General features: G+C 71.2%; 15 protein-coding genes. 9 read left to right on the top strand and 6 right to left on the bottom strand.

What is annotated here, in order from left to right; all coding sequences use genetic code 11:
• The first annotated feature begins 321 nt into the window (after positions 1-321).
• Genes ACIRQY_RS05440 through ACIRQY_RS05430 form a run of 3 tightly spaced genes read left to right on the top strand, consistent with a single transcriptional unit; the run spans position 322 to position 3,569 of the window.
• On the top strand, positions 322-2,157 hold the full coding sequence (locus tag ACIRQY_RS05440) for a hypothetical protein (RefSeq protein ID WP_403922574.1): 1,836 nt from the start codon (positions 322-324) through the stop codon (positions 2,155-2,157).
• Complete coding sequence (locus tag ACIRQY_RS05435) at positions 2,150-2,542, top strand: hypothetical protein (protein ID WP_403922573.1); 393 nt, start codon at positions 2,150-2,152, stop codon at positions 2,540-2,542. Before ACIRQY_RS05440 ends, ACIRQY_RS05435 begins: the two co-directional genes overlap by 8 nt.
• A 1-nt stretch (position 2,543) precedes the next feature.
• Complete coding sequence (locus tag ACIRQY_RS05430; protein WP_403922572.1) at positions 2,544-3,569, top strand: hypothetical protein; 1,026 nt, start codon at positions 2,544-2,546, stop codon at positions 3,567-3,569.
• Between the two features lie 200 nt (positions 3,570-3,769).
• On the opposite strand, the gene ACIRQY_RS05425 is transcribed toward ACIRQY_RS05430, so the two are convergent.
• Together ACIRQY_RS05425 and ACIRQY_RS05420 are read right to left on the bottom strand one after the other, a co-directional pair.
• Positions 3,770-4,513 carry an isocitrate lyase/phosphoenolpyruvate mutase family protein gene (locus ACIRQY_RS05425; protein WP_403922571.1) on the bottom strand — a complete coding sequence of 248 codons (744 nt, stop codon included), beginning with the start codon at positions 4,511-4,513 and terminating at the stop codon, positions 3,770-3,772.
• Complete coding sequence (locus tag ACIRQY_RS05420) at positions 4,510-5,040, bottom strand: carboxymuconolactone decarboxylase family protein (RefSeq protein ID WP_351787781.1); 531 nt, start codon at positions 5,038-5,040, stop codon at positions 4,510-4,512. The genes ACIRQY_RS05425 and ACIRQY_RS05420 overlap by 4 nt, the downstream gene beginning before the upstream one ends.
• A 46-nt stretch (positions 5,041-5,086) precedes the next feature.
• On the opposite strand from ACIRQY_RS05420, the gene ACIRQY_RS05415 reads away from it, so the two are divergent.
• Entirely contained in the window at positions 5,087-6,643 is a 1,557-nt protein-coding gene (locus ACIRQY_RS05415; RefSeq protein ID WP_403922570.1) for a PLP-dependent aminotransferase family protein, read from the top strand.
• Between the two features lie 226 nt (positions 6,644-6,869).
• Here the strand turns inward: ACIRQY_RS05415 and ACIRQY_RS05410 are convergent, their stop codons facing one another.
• Complete coding sequence (locus ACIRQY_RS05410; protein WP_403922569.1) at positions 6,870-7,199, bottom strand: hypothetical protein; 330 nt, start codon at positions 7,197-7,199, stop codon at positions 6,870-6,872.
• Between the two features lie 171 nt (positions 7,200-7,370).
• Between ACIRQY_RS05410 and ACIRQY_RS05405 the strand changes: the two genes are divergently transcribed.
• A complete protein-coding gene (locus ACIRQY_RS05405; protein WP_403922568.1) occupies positions 7,371-7,616 on the top strand; it encodes a GntR family transcriptional regulator in 246 nt (81 codons plus the stop codon).
• A 59-nt stretch (positions 7,617-7,675) separates the two neighbouring features.
• Here ACIRQY_RS05405 and ACIRQY_RS05400 read toward each other — a convergent pair whose 3' ends face one another.
• Together ACIRQY_RS05400 and ACIRQY_RS05395 are read right to left on the bottom strand one after the other, a co-directional pair.
• Positions 7,676-8,743: a methyltransferase domain-containing protein gene (locus ACIRQY_RS05400; RefSeq protein ID WP_403922567.1), complete on the bottom strand. Its 1,068-nt coding sequence runs from the start codon at positions 8,741-8,743 to the stop codon at positions 7,676-7,678.
• A 381-nt stretch (positions 8,744-9,124) separates the two neighbouring features.
• The gene (locus ACIRQY_RS05395; RefSeq protein WP_403922566.1) at positions 9,125-9,280 is read right to left on the bottom strand and encodes a hypothetical protein; all 156 of its coding nucleotides are present in this window, start codon (positions 9,278-9,280) and stop codon (positions 9,125-9,127) included.
• 1,268 nt (positions 9,281-10,548) lie between these two features.
• Between ACIRQY_RS05395 and ACIRQY_RS05390 the strand changes: the two genes are divergently transcribed.
• Positions 10,549-11,283, top strand: a complete 735-nt coding sequence (locus tag ACIRQY_RS05390) for a GntR family transcriptional regulator (RefSeq protein WP_403922565.1) — start codon at positions 10,549-10,551, stop codon at positions 11,281-11,283.
• Positions 11,284-11,971: 688 nt separating this feature from the next.
• Here ACIRQY_RS05390 and ACIRQY_RS05385 read toward each other — a convergent pair.
• The gene (locus ACIRQY_RS05385) at positions 11,972-12,517 is read right to left on the bottom strand and encodes a transposase (protein WP_403922564.1); all 546 of its coding nucleotides are present in this window, start codon (positions 12,515-12,517) and stop codon (positions 11,972-11,974) included.
• 86 nt (positions 12,518-12,603) lie between these two features.
• Between ACIRQY_RS05385 and ACIRQY_RS05380 the strand changes: the two genes are divergently transcribed.
• From ACIRQY_RS05380 to ACIRQY_RS05370, 3 genes are all read left to right on the top strand, one after another.
• Positions 12,604-12,984: a hypothetical protein gene (locus tag ACIRQY_RS05380; RefSeq protein ID WP_403922563.1), complete on the top strand. Its 381-nt coding sequence runs from the start codon at positions 12,604-12,606 to the stop codon at positions 12,982-12,984.
• Positions 12,985-13,511: 527 nt separating this feature from the next.
• Positions 13,512-14,870, top strand: coding sequence for a hypothetical protein (locus ACIRQY_RS05375; protein ID WP_403922562.1), 1,359 nt, complete (start codon positions 13,512-13,514; stop codon positions 14,868-14,870).
• 167 nt (positions 14,871-15,037) lie between these two features.
• The gene (locus tag ACIRQY_RS05370) at positions 15,038-16,144 is read left to right on the top strand and encodes a helix-turn-helix domain-containing protein (RefSeq protein WP_403922561.1); all 1,107 of its coding nucleotides are present in this window, start codon (positions 15,038-15,040) and stop codon (positions 16,142-16,144) included.
• The last annotated feature ends 95 nt before the right edge of the window (positions 16,145-16,239 follow it).

Below are 16,239 nucleotides of genomic sequence, written 5' to 3'. Positions count from 1 at the left end.
CGTTCTCATGCCCGCCGGGCTCCCGGGCCCCCGGCCTCCATGGCTTCCGGGCTCCCGGGCTCCCGGGCCTCCGTGGCCCCGCCCGTCCGGCCCCCGCTCTTCCCCCCCGGCACCGCCGACCGCGCTCCCGGCCGGCGCACCTGTCGGCCCGCGCTCCCGGCCACCGCACCCGCCGACCGCGCTTCCGCCCACCCGTCGGCACCGCCCCGCCCGGCTATCGAATTCCCGCCGACACCGCTCCGCCTCCTCCCCTATGCTGACGCCCCGGTCCGCCGTCAAGGCGGCCGTACATCACGGCAGTTGCACACCATCGGGGGAGTTTTGCCGCAGTCCTTCCCGCCCAGGCAGCCCGACGAACCACCCAACGCGCCACCAGGCGTCCCACCACAGTCCCCACCGCCCGGCACCTCGCCCGGCACCCCGTTCGGTATTCCGTCCGGCGGCATCCCGCCCGGCGGTGGCCCGTCGCCCGTCGACCCGCGCCGCCACCCGTCCACCAGCGAGGCCACCCGGCTGCTCTGCGCGGGCGCCTACCTCGACGACGCGTACCGGGACGCGGTCATCGACGAGCTGTACGTCCACGAGGAGCGCTTCGCCGCCCCCTCCCTCGGCTTCGACGCCGCCCGCGTCCTCGCCCACGCGCTGCGCGCCCGCCGCGTCGAACTCGGCTGGTCCCTCGGCATCATGGCCCTCTGGATCATCGCGCTGCCGCTCACCAAGGGCCTGATCATGCTTCTGATCGTGCCGTTCCTGGTGGCCGGTCTGGCCCGCTGGATCCGGGGCCGGTCCGCCGCCGCGCCCCTCTTCCGGGTGGTCCCCGCCTTCCTGCTCCGCTGGTACGGGCGGCTGATGCTGCTCCAGTCCGCGCTGCTGCTCCTCTTCCTCGCGCTCGGCGACCAGGAGGACGTCTGGGAGGGGCTCGACGGCGTCACCGACGCGTTCGCGGTCCTCGGCTTCGGGGCCGGTGCCCTCGCCGAGATCGGGGGCATCGGACCGGTGGAGGCGTGGATCACCCTGGCCGTGCCGTGCCTCGTCGCCTGGGCGGTGGCCACCCAGCAGGGCCAGTTCGCCCGCGCGCTCACCGAGGAGCTGTCCCGCGACCGCTTCCCCGACCTGGCGTCCGACCCCGCCGAGCGGGCCGAGGGTGTCCGGTTCCGGCGGCTGCGCGACCGCGTCCGGACGGAGCAGCGCGAACGACTCGTCATGTACGGCGCCGAGGACCCGTTCTGCGGCGCGGGCGAACCGTACGAACCGTGGTCGCTCTCCGTCGAACTCCGGCCCCGCGCGGACCTCGGGGGCCCGGCCGACCCGCTCGACAACAGCGCCGTCATGCGGCACGTCGTCCCGCTGGTGGAGGCCCTGCGCGAGCCCTCGCCGCACGGCGCGCCGCACCTCAGGGCGGCCGTCCGGGACCGGCTGCGCGAGCTGGAGATCGACGAGGTCGTCTTCCTTCCGGTCGACGGACTCCCGGCCCGCACGGCCGCCCCGTACGGCCCCGAGGGCTTCGAGCTGCACCGCTCGGGCTCCGTCGAGGAGGGCGGCGAGGTCCGCCGCCACTTCCTGCGGGTCCGGATCGGCGGCTGGGGCGAGGAGGTCGTCACCACCGTCTTCGTCCGCGTCCACACCCAGGGCGGGATGCTGATGCTGGAGGTCGCGCCGCACGTGCTGCGTCCGGTGAAGCCGCTCTACCGGTACGCCGACCGGATCGCCCACCGCTACCGCCACAACCACCGCTTCGGCCGGGCGGTGTGGGCGCTGGGCCGCACCCCCCGCTCCGGCGTGCAGGCGTTCGTCACCGTCGTCCGTTCGCTCGGGCACCTCTGGCGGCTGCTCACCGGCGGCCACGCCCGCGCGCTGCCCGAGGGGCCCCGGGTCTCGGTCCGCGAGCTGGGCTCCGACGACCGGGCCTCGCTCTTCCAGGAGATGGACCACAGCCGCTATCTGAAGAGCGTGCAGGACCGGGTCGCGAACGGTGTCCTGCGCGCGCTGCGCGAAGCGGGTTACGAGACCGGCGAGTTCGAGCAGCGGATCGTGCACGTCGCCGAGGGCGCCACGTTCATCGAGAACACCCGGGGCAACGTCACCGTCGGCGACCACAACACCGTCACCAACAAGACCTTCACCACCACCACGACCACCGGAGGAAACCGTGGCTGAGCAGGAGACCGGAACCGGCGCCGGACGCGCCCACGGCGGCGTCCACGTCACCAACACCGGCGGCAACGTCACCATCGGCGACCACAACACCGTCACCAGCACCGTCCAGGGCGCCGCGCCCCACCGCGATCCGGCGCAGGAGGAACTCCTCCGGGCCGTCCGCAGGCTCCGCGCCGACCTCGAAGGCGTCGTGCCCACCGAGGCGACGGCCGCCCTCGGCGCCGAACTCGCCGACACCGAGGACGAGATCGAGGGCACCGGCCGCGCGGACACCGGACGGCTGACCGGGCTGCGCCGCGCCCTCACGGACGCGGGCGCGGTGACCGGCATCCTCGCCTCGGGGGTGGCCGTCGGCCAGGCGGTCGGCGCGCTGCTCGGTGGCTGAGATGAGCGGATACGGGGGAGGCGGGGGAGGCGGGGGAGGCGGCCGGGACGGCGGGGGCGCCCGCTGGAACGCCGGGACCCAGTCCTGGGAGCGGTACGGGGGCCCGCCGGGTCCCGTAGGGGACGCGGGGCCCGCTGTCGGGGGCGCGGAGGCGCTCGTGGTGCGGGCGCCGGAGTACGCCGTCACCCCGCCCGTCCCCCCGTACGCCCCGGAGTACGGGCCCGGTGGCGTCCCCGCGTACGTACCGGAGGAGGGCGGGTGGCGGTCCGCCGGGCCCGCCGACGCCCCGGCGGGCCCGGCGGGGCGCCCGTCCGTGCGGACGGGTCTCGTGGCGGGAGCGGTCGTGGCCGTCCTGGTCGTGGGCTCCGTCGGCGGGCGGCTGATCTGGGGCGGCGACGCGGGGGACCCGGTGGCGGACGGCCCCCAGGTCACCGGCACCGCCACGGTGCCGGATCCCTCGTCGGAACCGGCGTCACCGTCGACGGACCCCTTCCCGACGGAGACGACGGGGACGACGGGCACACCGGAGGGCACGGACGGGACGGCGACCCCCGGCGCCTCGGGGGCGGCCACGCCACCGCCGGGCTACGGGGCCGTCGAGGACCCGAAGGGCTTCACGCTCGCCGTCCCCGAGGGCTGGGACCGCACCGAGTCCGGCCAGAGCGTCTTCTACACCGCGCCGGACGGCACCCGCCTGATCCAGGTCTACGCGGTCACCGGCGGCGGGCAGACCCCGTACGAGGCCCTGCGCGCGACCTCCGAGGACAGCCGCACCAGCAAGCCCGGCTACCGGGAGATCCAGCTGGAGCGGATCTCCGGCGAGCCGGACGCCCCGGCGGACGCGGCCGAGCTGGTGTACGTGTACACCCGGGACGACGGCAGCCGCCGCAAGGTGGTCGACCGGGCCTTCACGGCCGGGGACGGCACCCAGTACGCGGTCCTGGCGGCGGGCCCGGAGGACGAGTGGCCGAACCAGCGCGAAGTCCTGCGGGTGGCCCTGGAGTTCTTCGCACCGGGCACGTCCTGACCGCCCGGTCCGCCCCGCCGGGCACGTTCTGAGCGTCCGGTCCGCCCCGCCGGACGCGCGGGGCGGACCGGACGCTCAGGGCCGGTGGTCGGGTCGGGTGCTTCTGCGGCCCGGTGGCCCGGTGGTCCGGTGGCTCCGGTCGCGCGGACCGGCGGGCCGGGGGCCACCGGTTCCTCGGTTCCGTGCGGGGGCCCCGGGGATCAGACCTCCGAGCCGACCCGTACCCGCGCCGCCAGTGCCGACAGGTCCTGCTCCGCGCGCCGGAGCAGACCGTCACCGAAGGTGATCCGGGTCGCGCCCAGGCGGCCGAGTTCCGCGAAGGACGGGCCGCCGGGGCGGGCCAGGGCGTTGAGCGGCAGGTCGCCGAGGGCGGCGCGGAGCGCCGGGAGGTCGGACGGCGGGGCCAGGATCGGATAGACGCAGTCCGCGCCCGCCGCCGCGTAGCGCAGGGCCCGGCCGATCGCCCCCTCCAGCGGCTCGGGCGCCCGGCGGACGTAGGTGTCGACGCGGGCGTTGAGGAAGAGGCCGGGATCCGCCGCCCGTACCGCCGCGAGCCAGTCGGCGTGCGCCCCGGGGTCCCGGAGGGAGCCGTCCGGCCCGGTGTCCTCCAGGTTCATCCCGACGGCGCCCGACTCCCGTACCTGCTCGACGAGTTCGGTGGGGGAGAGCCCGTAACCGCCTTCCAGGTCGGCGGTGACGGGCACGGAGACCGCGCGGACGATCCGGGCCACGGCCGCGAACATCTCCGCCGCCGGGGTCCGCCCGTCCTCGTACCCCAGGGCCGAGGCGATCCCCGCGCTGGGCGTGGCGAGCGCCGGGAACCCGGCCGCCTCGAAGACGCGGGCGCTGACCGCGTCCCACGGGCCCGGCACCACCAGCGGACCGGTGGCGGCCCGGTCCCCGTGGAGGGCCCGCAGGTGCCCGGCGTCCGGGGTCCCGGTCACGCCGAGCGCGGCACGTAGTGGCCGGGCACCAGCCGGGTGGTGACGGCGATCCGGTTCCAGGCGTTGATGACGACGATCGCACCGATGACACGGGCGAGTTCCGTCTCGTCGAAGTGGGCGGCGGCGCGGGCGTAGACGTCGTCGGGGACGGGCCCGTCGGGGAGCGTGGTGACGGCCTCGGTGAGTTCGAGGGCGGCCAGCTCCCGCTCGGTGTAGAAGTGCCGGGACTCCTCCAGGGCGGAGAGCTGCACGATCCGCTGGACGGTCTCCCCGTCGGCGAGGGCGTCCTTGGTGTGCATGTCGATGCAGAAGGCGCAGTGGTTGATCTGCGAGGCGCGGATCTTGATCAGGTGGTACAGCGTCGGGTCGATGTCCTTCGACGCGGCCCCCTCCAGGCGGAGCATGGCCCGGTAGAACTCGGGGACGCGCTCGGCGAAGGGCAGCCGGGGAGCGTGCTCGTGGGCGTACTCGGCCTTCCCGGGCGTGGGGGTACCGGCGGTCTCGGTGGTGTCCGTGTGCGAGGTCATACCTTCACCGTACGGGCCGGGTGGCTCAGGGGTATGGTCCATTTCCATGGCGAACGAGTGGGCCACTTTCGGGGCCGACCTCCATCTGGAACTGCGCGGCCCACGGCTGCGCGCCGGTCTCATGGACGCCCTGCGGGAGGCGGTCCGGAGCGGGCGGCTGACGGCGGGGACGCGGCTGCCGTCGTCCCGGTCGCTCGCCGCCGATCTGGGGATCGCCCGCAACACGGTGGCCGACGCGTACGCGGAACTCGTCGCCGAGGGCTGGCTGACGGCCCGCCAGGGCTCGGGGACCAGGGTGGCCCGCCGCACGGACCCTCACCGTACGGAGACCGGACGTACGCGGGCCGGACGTACGGCTTCCGGGCAGGCGGCCTCCGCGCGTACGGCGGGCGGAGGACGGGTGGCCGGAAGCCGGTTCGGGGGAGGCGGAGCGGCCGGGGGCAGGGTCGGCGGGGGCGGAGCGGCCGGGGTCCCGGGGTCGGCCCCTCCCGCCCTGCCCGTCCTTCCCCGGACGCCAACGCCCTCGTACGACCTCAAGGCGGGCACGCCCGACCTCGCGTCCTTCCCGCGCGCCGAGTGGCTGAAGGCGTACCGGCGGGCCCTCGCGGACGCCCCGAACGAGGCCCTCGGGTACGGCGACACGCGCGGCCGGGCCGAACTCCGCACGGTCCTCGCCGAGTACCTGGCGCGCGCCCGGGGCGTGCACGCCAGGCCCGGACGGATCGTGGTCTGCGCGGGGTTCGTACAGGGGCTGGCACTGCTGGGGCAGGTGCTGCGGAGCCGGGGCGTACGGGACGTGGCGGTCGAGTCGTACGGCCTCGGGCTCCACACCGGACTGCTCACCGGCGCGGGCCTGGGGACGCCGGTCCTGCCGTTCGACGAGCGCGGCACCCGGGTCGAGGAGCTGGCGGGCGGGGAGCCGGGGGCGGTCGGGGCGGTGCTCATGACGGCGGCCCACCAGTTCCCGCTGGGCGGCGCGCTGCCGCCGGACCGGCGCACGGCACTGGTCGGCTGGGCGCGCTCCTCGGGAGCCTTCGTCCTGGAGGACGACTACGACGGGGAGTTCCGGTTCGACCGGCAGCCGGTGGGGGCACTGCAAGGGCTGGACCCCGAGCGGGTCGTCTATCTGGGCACCGCGAGCAAGTCGCTGGCGCCGGGACTGCGGCTGGCGTGGATGGTGCTGCCGGAGGAACTGGTGGGTGAGGTGGTGGCGGCGAAGGGCACGGACGGCGGCAACGCCCTGGAGCAGCTGGCGCTGGCGGAGTTCATCCGCTCGGGGGCGTACGACCGGCACGTCCGCAGGGTCAGGCTGAACTACCGGCGGCGGCGCGACCAGTTGGTGGCGGCGGTGGCCGCGCACTCGCCGGAGACCCGGGTCAGCGGGATCGCGGCCGGACTGCACGCGGTCCTCGCCCTGCCGCCGGGCACGGAGCAGGCGACGCTGCGGGCCGCCGCCTGGCACGGCCTGGCGGTCCAGGGCGTGGACCAGTTCCGCCGCCCCACGGTCCCGCCGACCCTGGACGGTCTGGTCGTCGGCTACGCGACCCCACCGGACAGCGCGTGGCAGGGTGCCCTGGAAGCCCTGATGAGGGTGCTGCCCTGAGGAACGCCCAGGACGTCCGTGACCCGCGCCGCCCGCCACCCCTCCCCGGGCATGGGCCCGGGGGCGACGGTCGTGATCTCGTCCGGGCACCCCCAGAGGACCACCCCCGGACCGCCGGGCTGCTCGACGTACCCGACCTCCACGGGCACCCCCGTCCATCGCCCGCAGACGACACACACGGCTCCGGTGGAGGTGGGAGCGGTGTCGGAGATGAGGGCGTCCCGGATCATGCGGTCACCCCTGCTGCGGCGAAGTGTTCGGCGCGGAAGGGGGCGCCGGGGTAGGTGTACGGATAGTCGAGCCCTCGTGAGGCCGCGTCCAGTGCTCGCCGTCGTTCGCGGATGATCAGGAGGCCGGGAGTGTTCTCCGCCTCCCACCGGAACCGTTCGGCGACTTCCTCCCTGCTGGGGCTGCTCCACGGGCGGGACCAGGGCGACACGGGAACGGGCTCGGGTCCGGGCCTGTGGGCGAGGAACGTGGCGGAGTGCCGTCCGGGGCGGCGGGGTGCGAACACGCAAAGCATCCGGACGAGTGTGCGGGCGATAAGATCGCGCATGTCGTCTCAGCTCCCTAAAGCTGATCGGCGGAGCCCCGGAGCACCGGCCCTAATCGGTTCTTCGGGGCGTTTCATGTCCGACGGTAGAACCTCCTGTAGGTACCTGTCTATAGCTATCTGTAGTCGTGGCTATCTATGTGATGATGGGTGCGTATGGGTACGGTCCGCCGTGTGATGGAGTTCGACCCGACCCGCCCGAAGTGGCAGCAGATCGCCGAAGTGCTGCGGCGACGGATCATGAGCGGTGAGTACCCGCCCCGGCATCGCCTCTCCGAGGTGCGGATGGAGGCCGAGTTCGGAGTGGCGAGGGTGACGATGCGCAAGGCGACGGCGGCGCTGAGGGAAGAGGGGCTGATCACCACAGTGCCGGGCATGGGCTCGTTCGTGGTGGACCCGGACGCCGAAAGCGACGGTTAAGAAGGTGGCCCCGTCCGCGCGCCCTGGACGTGGCGCGCGGGCGGGGCGGATTCCGCCGATCAGCCGCCTGCGGGGACCGGCCGTCCCGGATCGTCCAGCCACGGTGTCTCTCCCGTGGCGGTCACGGTGAGACCGAACCGTCCGGGACCGGGGCGGTCGTGCAGCAGCCACCAGGCGTGCGCCGCCTCCACCTCGTCCCAGAGCCGGCGGGGCCCGTGCTGCCAGACAGTGAACCGGTCCTCGGACTTCCCGTCGAAGTCCACGGCGGCCCACGACGTGGCGTCGGTGGTGGCGACCCACAGGCGGGTCTCCACGCCATCCACGCCGGGGTCCTCGTGCCAGGCCCGCCACACGTCCCTGAGGAGCAGGCCGATGGCGAACTCCGCGTCGTAGTCGTCACGGGCGACCGCCCACGGTGAGAGCGCGCTGGTCGATTCGTCGGGCCGGTGGTCGTCGCGCACGACGTCCCGGAACAGTCTGACGTCGTGCCGCTGGCTCCGCATGAGCATGAACGCCGAGTAGGGGGAGAACGGCCCCGACGCGCTGCCGTTGTTGTCCACGGTCAGCCGCAGCAGCCCGTAACAGGTCCACGGCGCATCCCACGGGGTGAGGATCACACCCCCGGGTCTCATCTGGGTGAGCCACGGGCGGGGGACCGTCCGCACGGCGCAGGTGGAGACGAGACGGTCGTACGGGGCGCCGCCCGCGTGTCCCTCGGCCCCGTCCCCGGTGACGACGTCGACGCCGAGTCCTTCCACGTGCAGCCGCTCACGGGCGTCCGCCGCGAGCGTGGCGTCGACTTCCACGCTCGTCACGTTCCCCGCACCGGCGAGACAGGACAGCAGCCCCGCGTTCCACCCGGTCCCCGTGCCGATCTCCAGGACCTTGTGTCCGGGGCTCACGTCGAGCATGCGGAGCATCCGGAACACGATCTCCGGGGCGCTTGCGGAGGACGACGGCCACCGGTCCCCGTCTCCGGGGTCCTCGCCGTCGTTGACCTGTGTCACGGCGGGGGCGTCGGCGTACGCGGCCCGCAACCAGGCTTCCGGCGAACTCGCCCGGTCGCACGGCTCGTATCCGTCTCCGACCCACAGCCGATCGGGCAGGAACCGGTGGCGTTGGGCCATCCGCGCGGCTTGAACGAACTGGGTTTCCAATGCGCCTAATTCCACGCTCACTTCATCGAGCATCGCGCGGAGTGGGGTGTCGCTCGAACTGTCGGCCATGGGGCGCCTACTTCTCTTCCTTCTTGTGCTTCGGCGGGTCCTTCGGCTTCGCCGTGTCGGGGCTCGGCGCGGCTGTGCCCGGGTCCCTGTCCCCGGAGTGCTTCCCGTCCCCGCCGCTGCTGCCCTTACCCGTTCCCCAACCCATGGTGTGTCCCTTCGTCAGTTCGGATCATCCGGGAACCCGCCCGGCGGTCTCACGTCCCCACGTGGGGACCACCGGGCGGGCGTACTGCTCCGGGAACCCGGCGGGGTTTGCCGGTCCCGGAAGACTGCGCGGACGCGCTACGCGACGAGCAGCGCCCGCGCGAAAAGGTCCTCGTACCGCTCGCGGGCGTTCCCGGTCCGGTCGTCGTCCTGGCGCTCGACGTCGCTCGGCCCGGTCGTCGGCCCGGTGTCGGTCGCCGGGTCCTCGACGACGGGTTCGGTCGTGACGGGCATGGTCTCTCCGTTCGCTCAGTGGCCCCGGCCCGGTCGGGCGCGGGAAGTCGGTGCCCGCCCCCGCCGCAGAGCGAGTCACGGCCCCGTGCTGTCCTGGAGGACGGGGCCTGTGCGGCGGGGGCGGGAGATCAGGGAGTGTCCGCGTACGGCGGGGCCGTGAGGGTGCCGACGCGTTGCGCCGCCGGGGCCACCAGAGGGCCCCGTACGTCCCCGGTGCGGGCGGTGCTGAGCCAGATGCTCAGGACGTAGGCAACGCCCGCATCAGGGAATGCGGCACGGAAGGGATGCCGTGTCCCCAGCACTTCAAGGACGTCCGCCGCGGCGCGCTCGGAATCTGCCCAACTCCGCAGTATCGGAGCAGCGGTGGGGCCGGATGGGATGACTTCCTGGAACGCTTGCGGCGGCCCCCAGCTCACCTGCTTGGGGGCGGGGTCGATGCGGTCCGCGAGTCGGCGTGCTTCACCCCGGAGCCACCGGAGGGCGAATTTCGCGGAGATGCATTCGTCATGCGCAAGGCGGGTCGCAGCGATCGCGTGCGTTCCCTCGATGGGCCACTCCGCGTACACCTCGGCGACGTAGGCGGGAAGCGGCCCCGTCGCCGGCCCGGTCACGGCGTGCCCGCCGGCCGGCGTACGTACACGGCCGTGTCGTCGGCGAGGACGCTCCGTACGGACACGGAACCCGACCACCGCACGTGGACGAGTCCGCGGCGGCGACCGTGTACCAGCGTCACGGACTGCGCGGTGCGCCACCGGGAAGCGGCACCGGTACGCACACGGTCACCGGGGCGGATGCGGTGCGCGGAACTTCGGCGGGCGGGGCCGAGGGTGGGCGTCACCGTGGGCGCTCGATCGGAACGGGTGTGATGAGTGTGCGGATGTCCGCCCACTCGTCGGCGTTCGGCTCCCTGAGGGACGCAGCGGACGCGGGCCACTCGGTACCACCACCGGGCGGACGCAGTATGAACAGTCCGTGGTCCGTCCGAACGATCTTGCCGTACCGGGGAACTCCGTTGACCGTGTCCACTGCATACCCGTTCAGGGCGAGGGACCAGGCTGCGCCCGCAGGAGGTTCTGGCACTCGGGAGCGGCGCGTTCTCGTGGGACACACTGAACAAACTCCGTCCGTCGATTCCGACTTGGGAGCACCACGCTAGTGCGCGTGGCCTAGTACATGGCACCCTCTGACCTAGGCCGCAGTGACGAATCAAGGGAGTGACCTAGTGCACCCGTGCTGGCCTAGGTCACCGGACTGAGAGGCGAAACCCAGTGGACAACGACGAGCCCACCCCGCCGAAGTACATGCGAATCGCTGACGAACTACGGCAATCCGTGCTCGACGGGGTTCGAGCCGAGGGAAGCAAACTTCCCAGTAACAGGGAACTTGCATCGACCTACGGTGTCGCCCTTGCGACTGTGCAACGCGCGCTCGAACAACTGTCGGTTGAGGGAGTCATCAGGACGAGCCAGCGTGGAACCTTCGTGGCGAACACTCCCTCCGTGAGCAGCTCGGGCAGGGACCGCGTGGCCCGTGTGCTGACGACTGGTTCCCCCTTCACCGCAGGCGAGCACTGTCTTGTGACCAAGGCAGAACTCAAGGTGCCGCCGCTGTATGTGCAAGAGATCTTCGGGATCGAAGAGGGCGACCAGGTCGTCATGCGGGAGTGGCACGTAGGGCAAGGCGCGCAACGCCGAGGGCTTCACGTGGCGTGGTACCCGGCACAGTTCGCCGCGCTTGTGCCCGATCTGCTGTCGTTCAACCGCAGCAAGGTGCGCTCGCTGTTGAGTGAGGTGATTGCCGCGACGGGACGTCGCCCTACCCACGGGCGCGACGACATGCACGGCCGGGACGCGGATGCGCGTGAGGCGAACTACCTGGGTCTGCGCGTCGGGTCCCCCATTCTGGCGGGTGCCAGTCGTCTCTGGGACGAAGCGGGTGTAATCGAGTACGCGGAATGGTGCCTCCCGTACCGCCACGTCATCGGCTACACGTACGAACTGTGACGCCCCGCCGACGTTCTCACTGAGACGCAGGAAGCCCCGCCCTCGCACCCGAGCTGGGTACAAGGCGGGGCCGTTTCATACGGGACTTTCCGGCGCCCGGAAGAGCTTCCCGTGCTTTCGTCCGACCGCGAGACTTTCCAGCGCAGTTGGAAACCCGTTTCCCGTAGAGCCGTTGTTCCCTGATGCACTTTGGTAACAACGGGGCTGTAGCGCTCGTACACCGTGCGGTGGTCACATCGAAGAGCACGGCCACCAGGCCACCAGGCCACCAAGACACGAGAGGCGCCATGCCCAACGAGAGCAGGACCAGCACCGACCGCACCGATCGCCCCGCGCTCGAACTCCGTTTAGGCGGGCTCCACGTGACTGTTCAGCGTGTTCCCGGATGGCTCGTCGCCCTCGCTGCCACAGTCGGCGGTGTCGGGGCCACGTGGTGGACTCAGCGCTAGGCCCCCGTTCGCTCCGACGATTGGCATCGTGCCCCGGAGTATTGGCGGAGCCATCCGGAAATGCGAAGTTGACGCGCTCGAAAGGATGCTGTGTTCTGCCCCTATGTCTGAACACAGCAACCCCGACACTCCAGAGGGCACGTCCAGCCACACGTTCGAACTCTCATGGGGTAACGCCCGCTTACGGATGATTCCTGCGTCCGAGCGTGTCCAACTAGCTCTTGTCCACGGGCTGACTGCTATCGGCATCGGTGTGGTTGGTGTCTACGCACTGCGCCTGATCTTGCCCTCCCGGCAGGAGTGCGCGAGCGGCGAGGACGACACCTAAGACGGTGTCTCACGTGGTGATCTTGGTGAGCTTCTTGTAGCAGGTCATGACTGTGGCGAGCCCGAGGAAGTGGCTGCCCTTTCGTTCGTAGTGGATGGTCAGGCGGCGGTACCCGAAGAGCCAGGAGATCGCTCTCTCGATCTTCCATCGGTGCCTTCTGAGGCGTTCGGGCTCCGATCTCGTCCAGAATCACGTGGTGCAGGCGACGCCATACTCCGGATGCGGTCCAGACGGAGAACCTTCGGTGAGCCGTCGCTGGCGGCACTCCGAATGTCGGTGGCAGATACCGCCATGCGCACCCGCTGGTCAGCACGCACACGACGGCCGTGAACACGGCACGTTGGTCGATCGGCGCGGTGCCACCACCCTGCGGGCGCGAGCGGAAGGACGGCAGCACCGGCTCGACCAATGCCCATAGGCCATCCGGCACGAGCCGCTGCGACAGATCCCCACCCATGAACGATCATGATGTCGCCGCAGGTCACCCGGCGACGGCTGGTGGAGTTGTTGGGCTGGTTGCCCTCGCCACCTCAGAATGGGCGCATGGCTCCTCTCCCCATCGACCCGCGCTCGTTGAACGCCGCCGAGCGCAATGTGCTTGAACACATCCTGTTGGCGGAGTTCGATGGCGCGTCGCAACTGCGGAGTCAGCTGGACCGCACCGAGGTGACCGCTGTCTGGGGGCCCGACTCCGTGAGCGTCGATCTACGGGTCCGGGAACCGTGCGAGCATGCAGCACTGCCGACCGAGCTCGTTCCCGTGGACGCGCACATCCATGACCCGTCCGGCGCCTACGTCGGCGAGATCCTCGTATGGACGGACCGGGGAGCCACGCTCGCGGCCCTGGAGTTCGCCTGGGTGACCGACGAGATGCCCACGTCTCTCCCGACCGTCATGTACGGCCGGCTCAGCTGGCCGTCCTGACGGCTCCGCCCGCCCTCAGCCCCGCCGCACTCCGTGCGCCTCTTCAACGCGTGACACCCGTGGCGCACACCTGCACGTTGCTGCCGACGCCCTCTCCGCGAGTCGGCGCGCTTCACCCCGGAGCCACCGGAGCGCGAATTTCGCGGAGATGCACTCGAAGGCCGCCAGACGGGTCGCGGCGGTGGCGTAGGTCCCCTCGACGGGCCACTCCGCGTACACCTCGGCGACGTAGGCGGGCAGTGGCACCGCCGTCGGCTCCGTCACGGGCGCGCCATCGGGACGGGCGTGATGAGCGTGCGGATGTCCGCCCACTCGGCGCTGCTCGGCTCCCGGAGAGAGCGACTGGACGCGGGCCACTCGGCACCCCCGCCGGGCGGGCGCAGTATGTCTCACCTCGCCAGCAGCCAAGGCTTGTTGCCGTTAGCTCATAGATCGTGTTTGCCTGCTGAGCTAACCGTGGGAGAGGCGTAGAGAGGTACCGTTGAGGGGAAGTCGAATCATAAGCCGCATAAGCGTGGGGGGTTGGCGTGGCTCCTGGTTCCGATGATCAACGCAATCGCGGCCTGTCCAACCTGCTTGAACAGGCCGGATACTCGGAGACCAAGTTTGCGCATGCTGTGAATCGGCTGGGCGAGGAAGCGGGGATGACGCTCCGGTACCGCCAGCCGTCGGTATCGCAGTGGAAGGCAGGGGTGCAGCCGAAATCGCAGGTCAGGCCCGTCATCCTCTCCGTGCTGGAAAGGAAGTTGGGGCGACCGGTGACGTACGCCGAGGCGGGGTTGCAGAGAGACGCAAGTCGCCCGAGCGCCTCTCGCAGAGACACTGTCGAATCTCTGATCGATCTCGGGAAGGAAGACATGGACCCATCCCGCCGCAAGCTACTGGCTGCGGGTCTTTACTCCGCTGCCCTTACGGTCCCGGCCTTTTCCATGCTCGTGTCGGAAGCGCAGGCCGAGGACCGAGAACGTCTTACGCGGCCCACCGGCCGAATTGGGGCTGGTGAGGTTCAGACCGTCCGCCGGATGACAGACAAGATCGCGGACATCTTGGACGAACTCGGGGGAGGGCACGCCCGGCCTATGGCCGCTGCATTTCTGGTCAACACGGTGGCCGGATATCTTCGCGCCGATGCCACGGACCGTGTTCATCTCGACATGCTGTCCGCCGCGTCCGACCTCACCTACCTGACCGGGTGGATGGCCATGTACGAGCGGGCCCACGGTCTGGGGCAGCGCTACTACACCCGCGCGCTGGACCTGGCCCGTGAGTCGGGTGATCAGCTGACCTACTGCCGCACGCTGCGGGGGATGAGCCTGCAGGCCTCTCATCTCCGCTTCGGCCCGAAGGCTCTGGAGTACGCGGACTCGGCGGCGGAGGCGGCGCCGCAGGCCGGTCCTCGTCTGGTCGCGTTCCTACGAGGACAGCAGGCGCACGCGTCGGCCATGGTGGGAGACCACCGGGGCGCTCTGGCGAGGCTCAACGAGGCGGAATCCGCTCTCTCCCGTGCGGACTCGGGGCGCGATGCCGTGGGAGGCTACGACCAAGCCGCCTTCCTGTTCCATGTGGCGCACGTGCGCTACGAGTCGCGCGACCTGGCGGGGTCGATCAAGGCCCTTCGGGCATCCATCCGTGTCCTGTCGCCCGCAGAGCGGCAAGGCCGCCTGCACGCACTCGCGGTGCTCGCCCAGCGTCAGCACGAGTACGGGCACCTGGAAGAGTCGTGCTCGACCTGGGGCCGCTTCCTGGACGACTACGAAGTCCTCTCGACCGCCAGGGGCGACGAGCACTTCGACAAGCTGCGGGTACTTCGCATGCCCCGGTCGTCTCCGGTCGTACGAGACCTGAGAGAACGAGTCCGCACGGTCGCGGCACTGAAAGCCGCCTAGCCGGACGCCGAAGGGCCCCGTCCTGTACCCGAGTCGGGGGGAGGGCGGGGCCATTCCATGTCGTTGTCCCGATGGGTTCGCCTGCCGGGCCCAGGGTCTTCAGGCACTTCCCGTTGGGAGACGGCTTGTTCACAGGGCAGGGGCAGGGGCAGGGGCAAGGCGAAGGAATGAGTGTCGGGGCCTTGATCGCAGACTTGCGTAAGGCCCGAGGATGGTCACAAGGGCGTCTCGCGGGGGAGATCAACGAGACGTTCCGAACGAACATCGATCGGGAGTACATCAGTCGGTGGGAGCGTTCCAAGGTGGAGCCGGGCAGGTTCTACCTTCGCTGTCTGTCCGCCGTCCTGGACGTCCCCTCAGCTGTCCTTGAGAGCGAAATGAAACGTCGTACGTTCCTGTCTGACGTCGCCGCGACCGCTATAGCCCCGGTCGTGGCATCGGATCTCCTGGCCGCAGGCTTCGGCGCGCGGCTTCGTGGCGGTCCCACGGCCGGAGACTGGGAAGGCAAGCTGGAGGTCTACGGCACGGAGTACATGAGTCTCGGTGCGGCGGACATCCAGCGCCGCATCGCGGGTGAACTGGTGGTGATTCAGCAGCAGCCCGAAGAGCCGCGGCTCTGGTCCGTGAGCGCCCGCCTCATGACTCTCTACGCGAAGACCTTCCCCGGGGCCGACGGCGAACGCGCGGTCAACTGGTACCGGTTGGCGGCCGAAGCGGCCGACCGTTCCGGCGACGATCGGACGCGCGTATGGGTGAGGGGGCGTGCGGCCATCGCCCTTGGGTACGAGGGTGCGGCGCTCGGGGTCGCCGATCTTCTGGCGGACCAGGCGATGGCGATCAGTGACAAGCCTTCGCTCGGACTCCTGAACGCGATCATGGGGAAAGCGCATGCCGCAGCCGTCCGTGGGGATCACCGGACCGCCCGAGAGCTGCTGCAGCAGGGGCGACGCGTGTTCGACGCGGTCCGGCCGTATGCGCAGATCTCCGATTACGCGGTGCCGTGGTGGCGAATGAACGTGTTCGTGTCCTTGCTCGCCGCTCGTCTCGGAGATGAGACGACGGCCGTCGAAGCGCAGGACGAGGCTCGCCGTGAACTCCCCAGGACAGCACCCCGGTTCGCTACGCACCTCGACATGCACCATGGGCTGATGCTTGCCCGGTCCGGAGACAGGGCGGGAGGAGCCGAGCACGCCCGCTCGGCGCTGGGAGCCCTGCCGTCCGAGAAACACTCGCTCACGCTGAGGATGCTGATGTCCGAGATCGAGTCGGCATGAGGGGCGAAGGCACAGGCCCCCGCCCCCGCAGGGCCGTCGCTGACCGGTGGGCGTGCCGACCCGGATCCCTCGGTCTTCTCCGCGCCGCACACCCA

Source organism: Streptomyces sp. NPDC101490, from assembly GCF_044767145.1.
Taxonomy (GTDB): Bacteria; Actinomycetota; Actinomycetes; order Streptomycetales; family Streptomycetaceae; genus Streptomyces.
The sequence above is the reverse complement of the archived record's forward strand: the minus strand, read 5'-3'. Positions and strand labels throughout refer to the sequence as shown.

Bases quoted from the DNA above. Each gene is read 5' to 3' on its own strand.
- ACIRQY_RS05395 (WP_403922566.1), bottom strand. From the start codon at position 9,280: ATGCCCGTCACGACCGAACCCGTCGTCGAGGACCCGGCGACCGACACC.
- ACIRQY_RS05385 (WP_403922564.1), bottom strand. From the start codon at position 12,517: ATGGGTGGGGATCTGTCGCAGCGGCTCGTGCCGGATGGCCTATGGGCA.
- ACIRQY_RS05370 (WP_403922561.1), top strand. From the start codon at position 15,038: ATGAGTGTCGGGGCCTTGATCGCAGACTTGCGTAAGGCCCGAGGATGG.
- ACIRQY_RS05400 (WP_403922567.1), bottom strand. From the start codon at position 8,743: ATGGCCCAACGCCACCGGTTCCTGCCCGATCGGCTGTGGGTCGGAGAC.
- ACIRQY_RS05380 (WP_403922563.1), top strand. From the start codon at position 12,604: ATGGCTCCTCTCCCCATCGACCCGCGCTCGTTGAACGCCGCCGAGCGC.
- ACIRQY_RS05430 (WP_403922572.1), top strand. From the start codon at position 2,544: ATGAGCGGATACGGGGGAGGCGGGGGAGGCGGGGGAGGCGGCCGGGAC.
- ACIRQY_RS05415 (WP_403922570.1), top strand. From the start codon at position 5,087: ATGGCGAACGAGTGGGCCACTTTCGGGGCCGACCTCCATCTGGAACTG.
- ACIRQY_RS05420 (WP_351787781.1), bottom strand. From the start codon at position 5,040: ATGACCTCGCACACGGACACCACCGAGACCGCCGGTACCCCCACGCCC.
- ACIRQY_RS05410 (WP_403922569.1), bottom strand. From the start codon at position 7,199: ATGCGCGATCTTATCGCCCGCACACTCGTCCGGATGCTTTGCGTGTTC.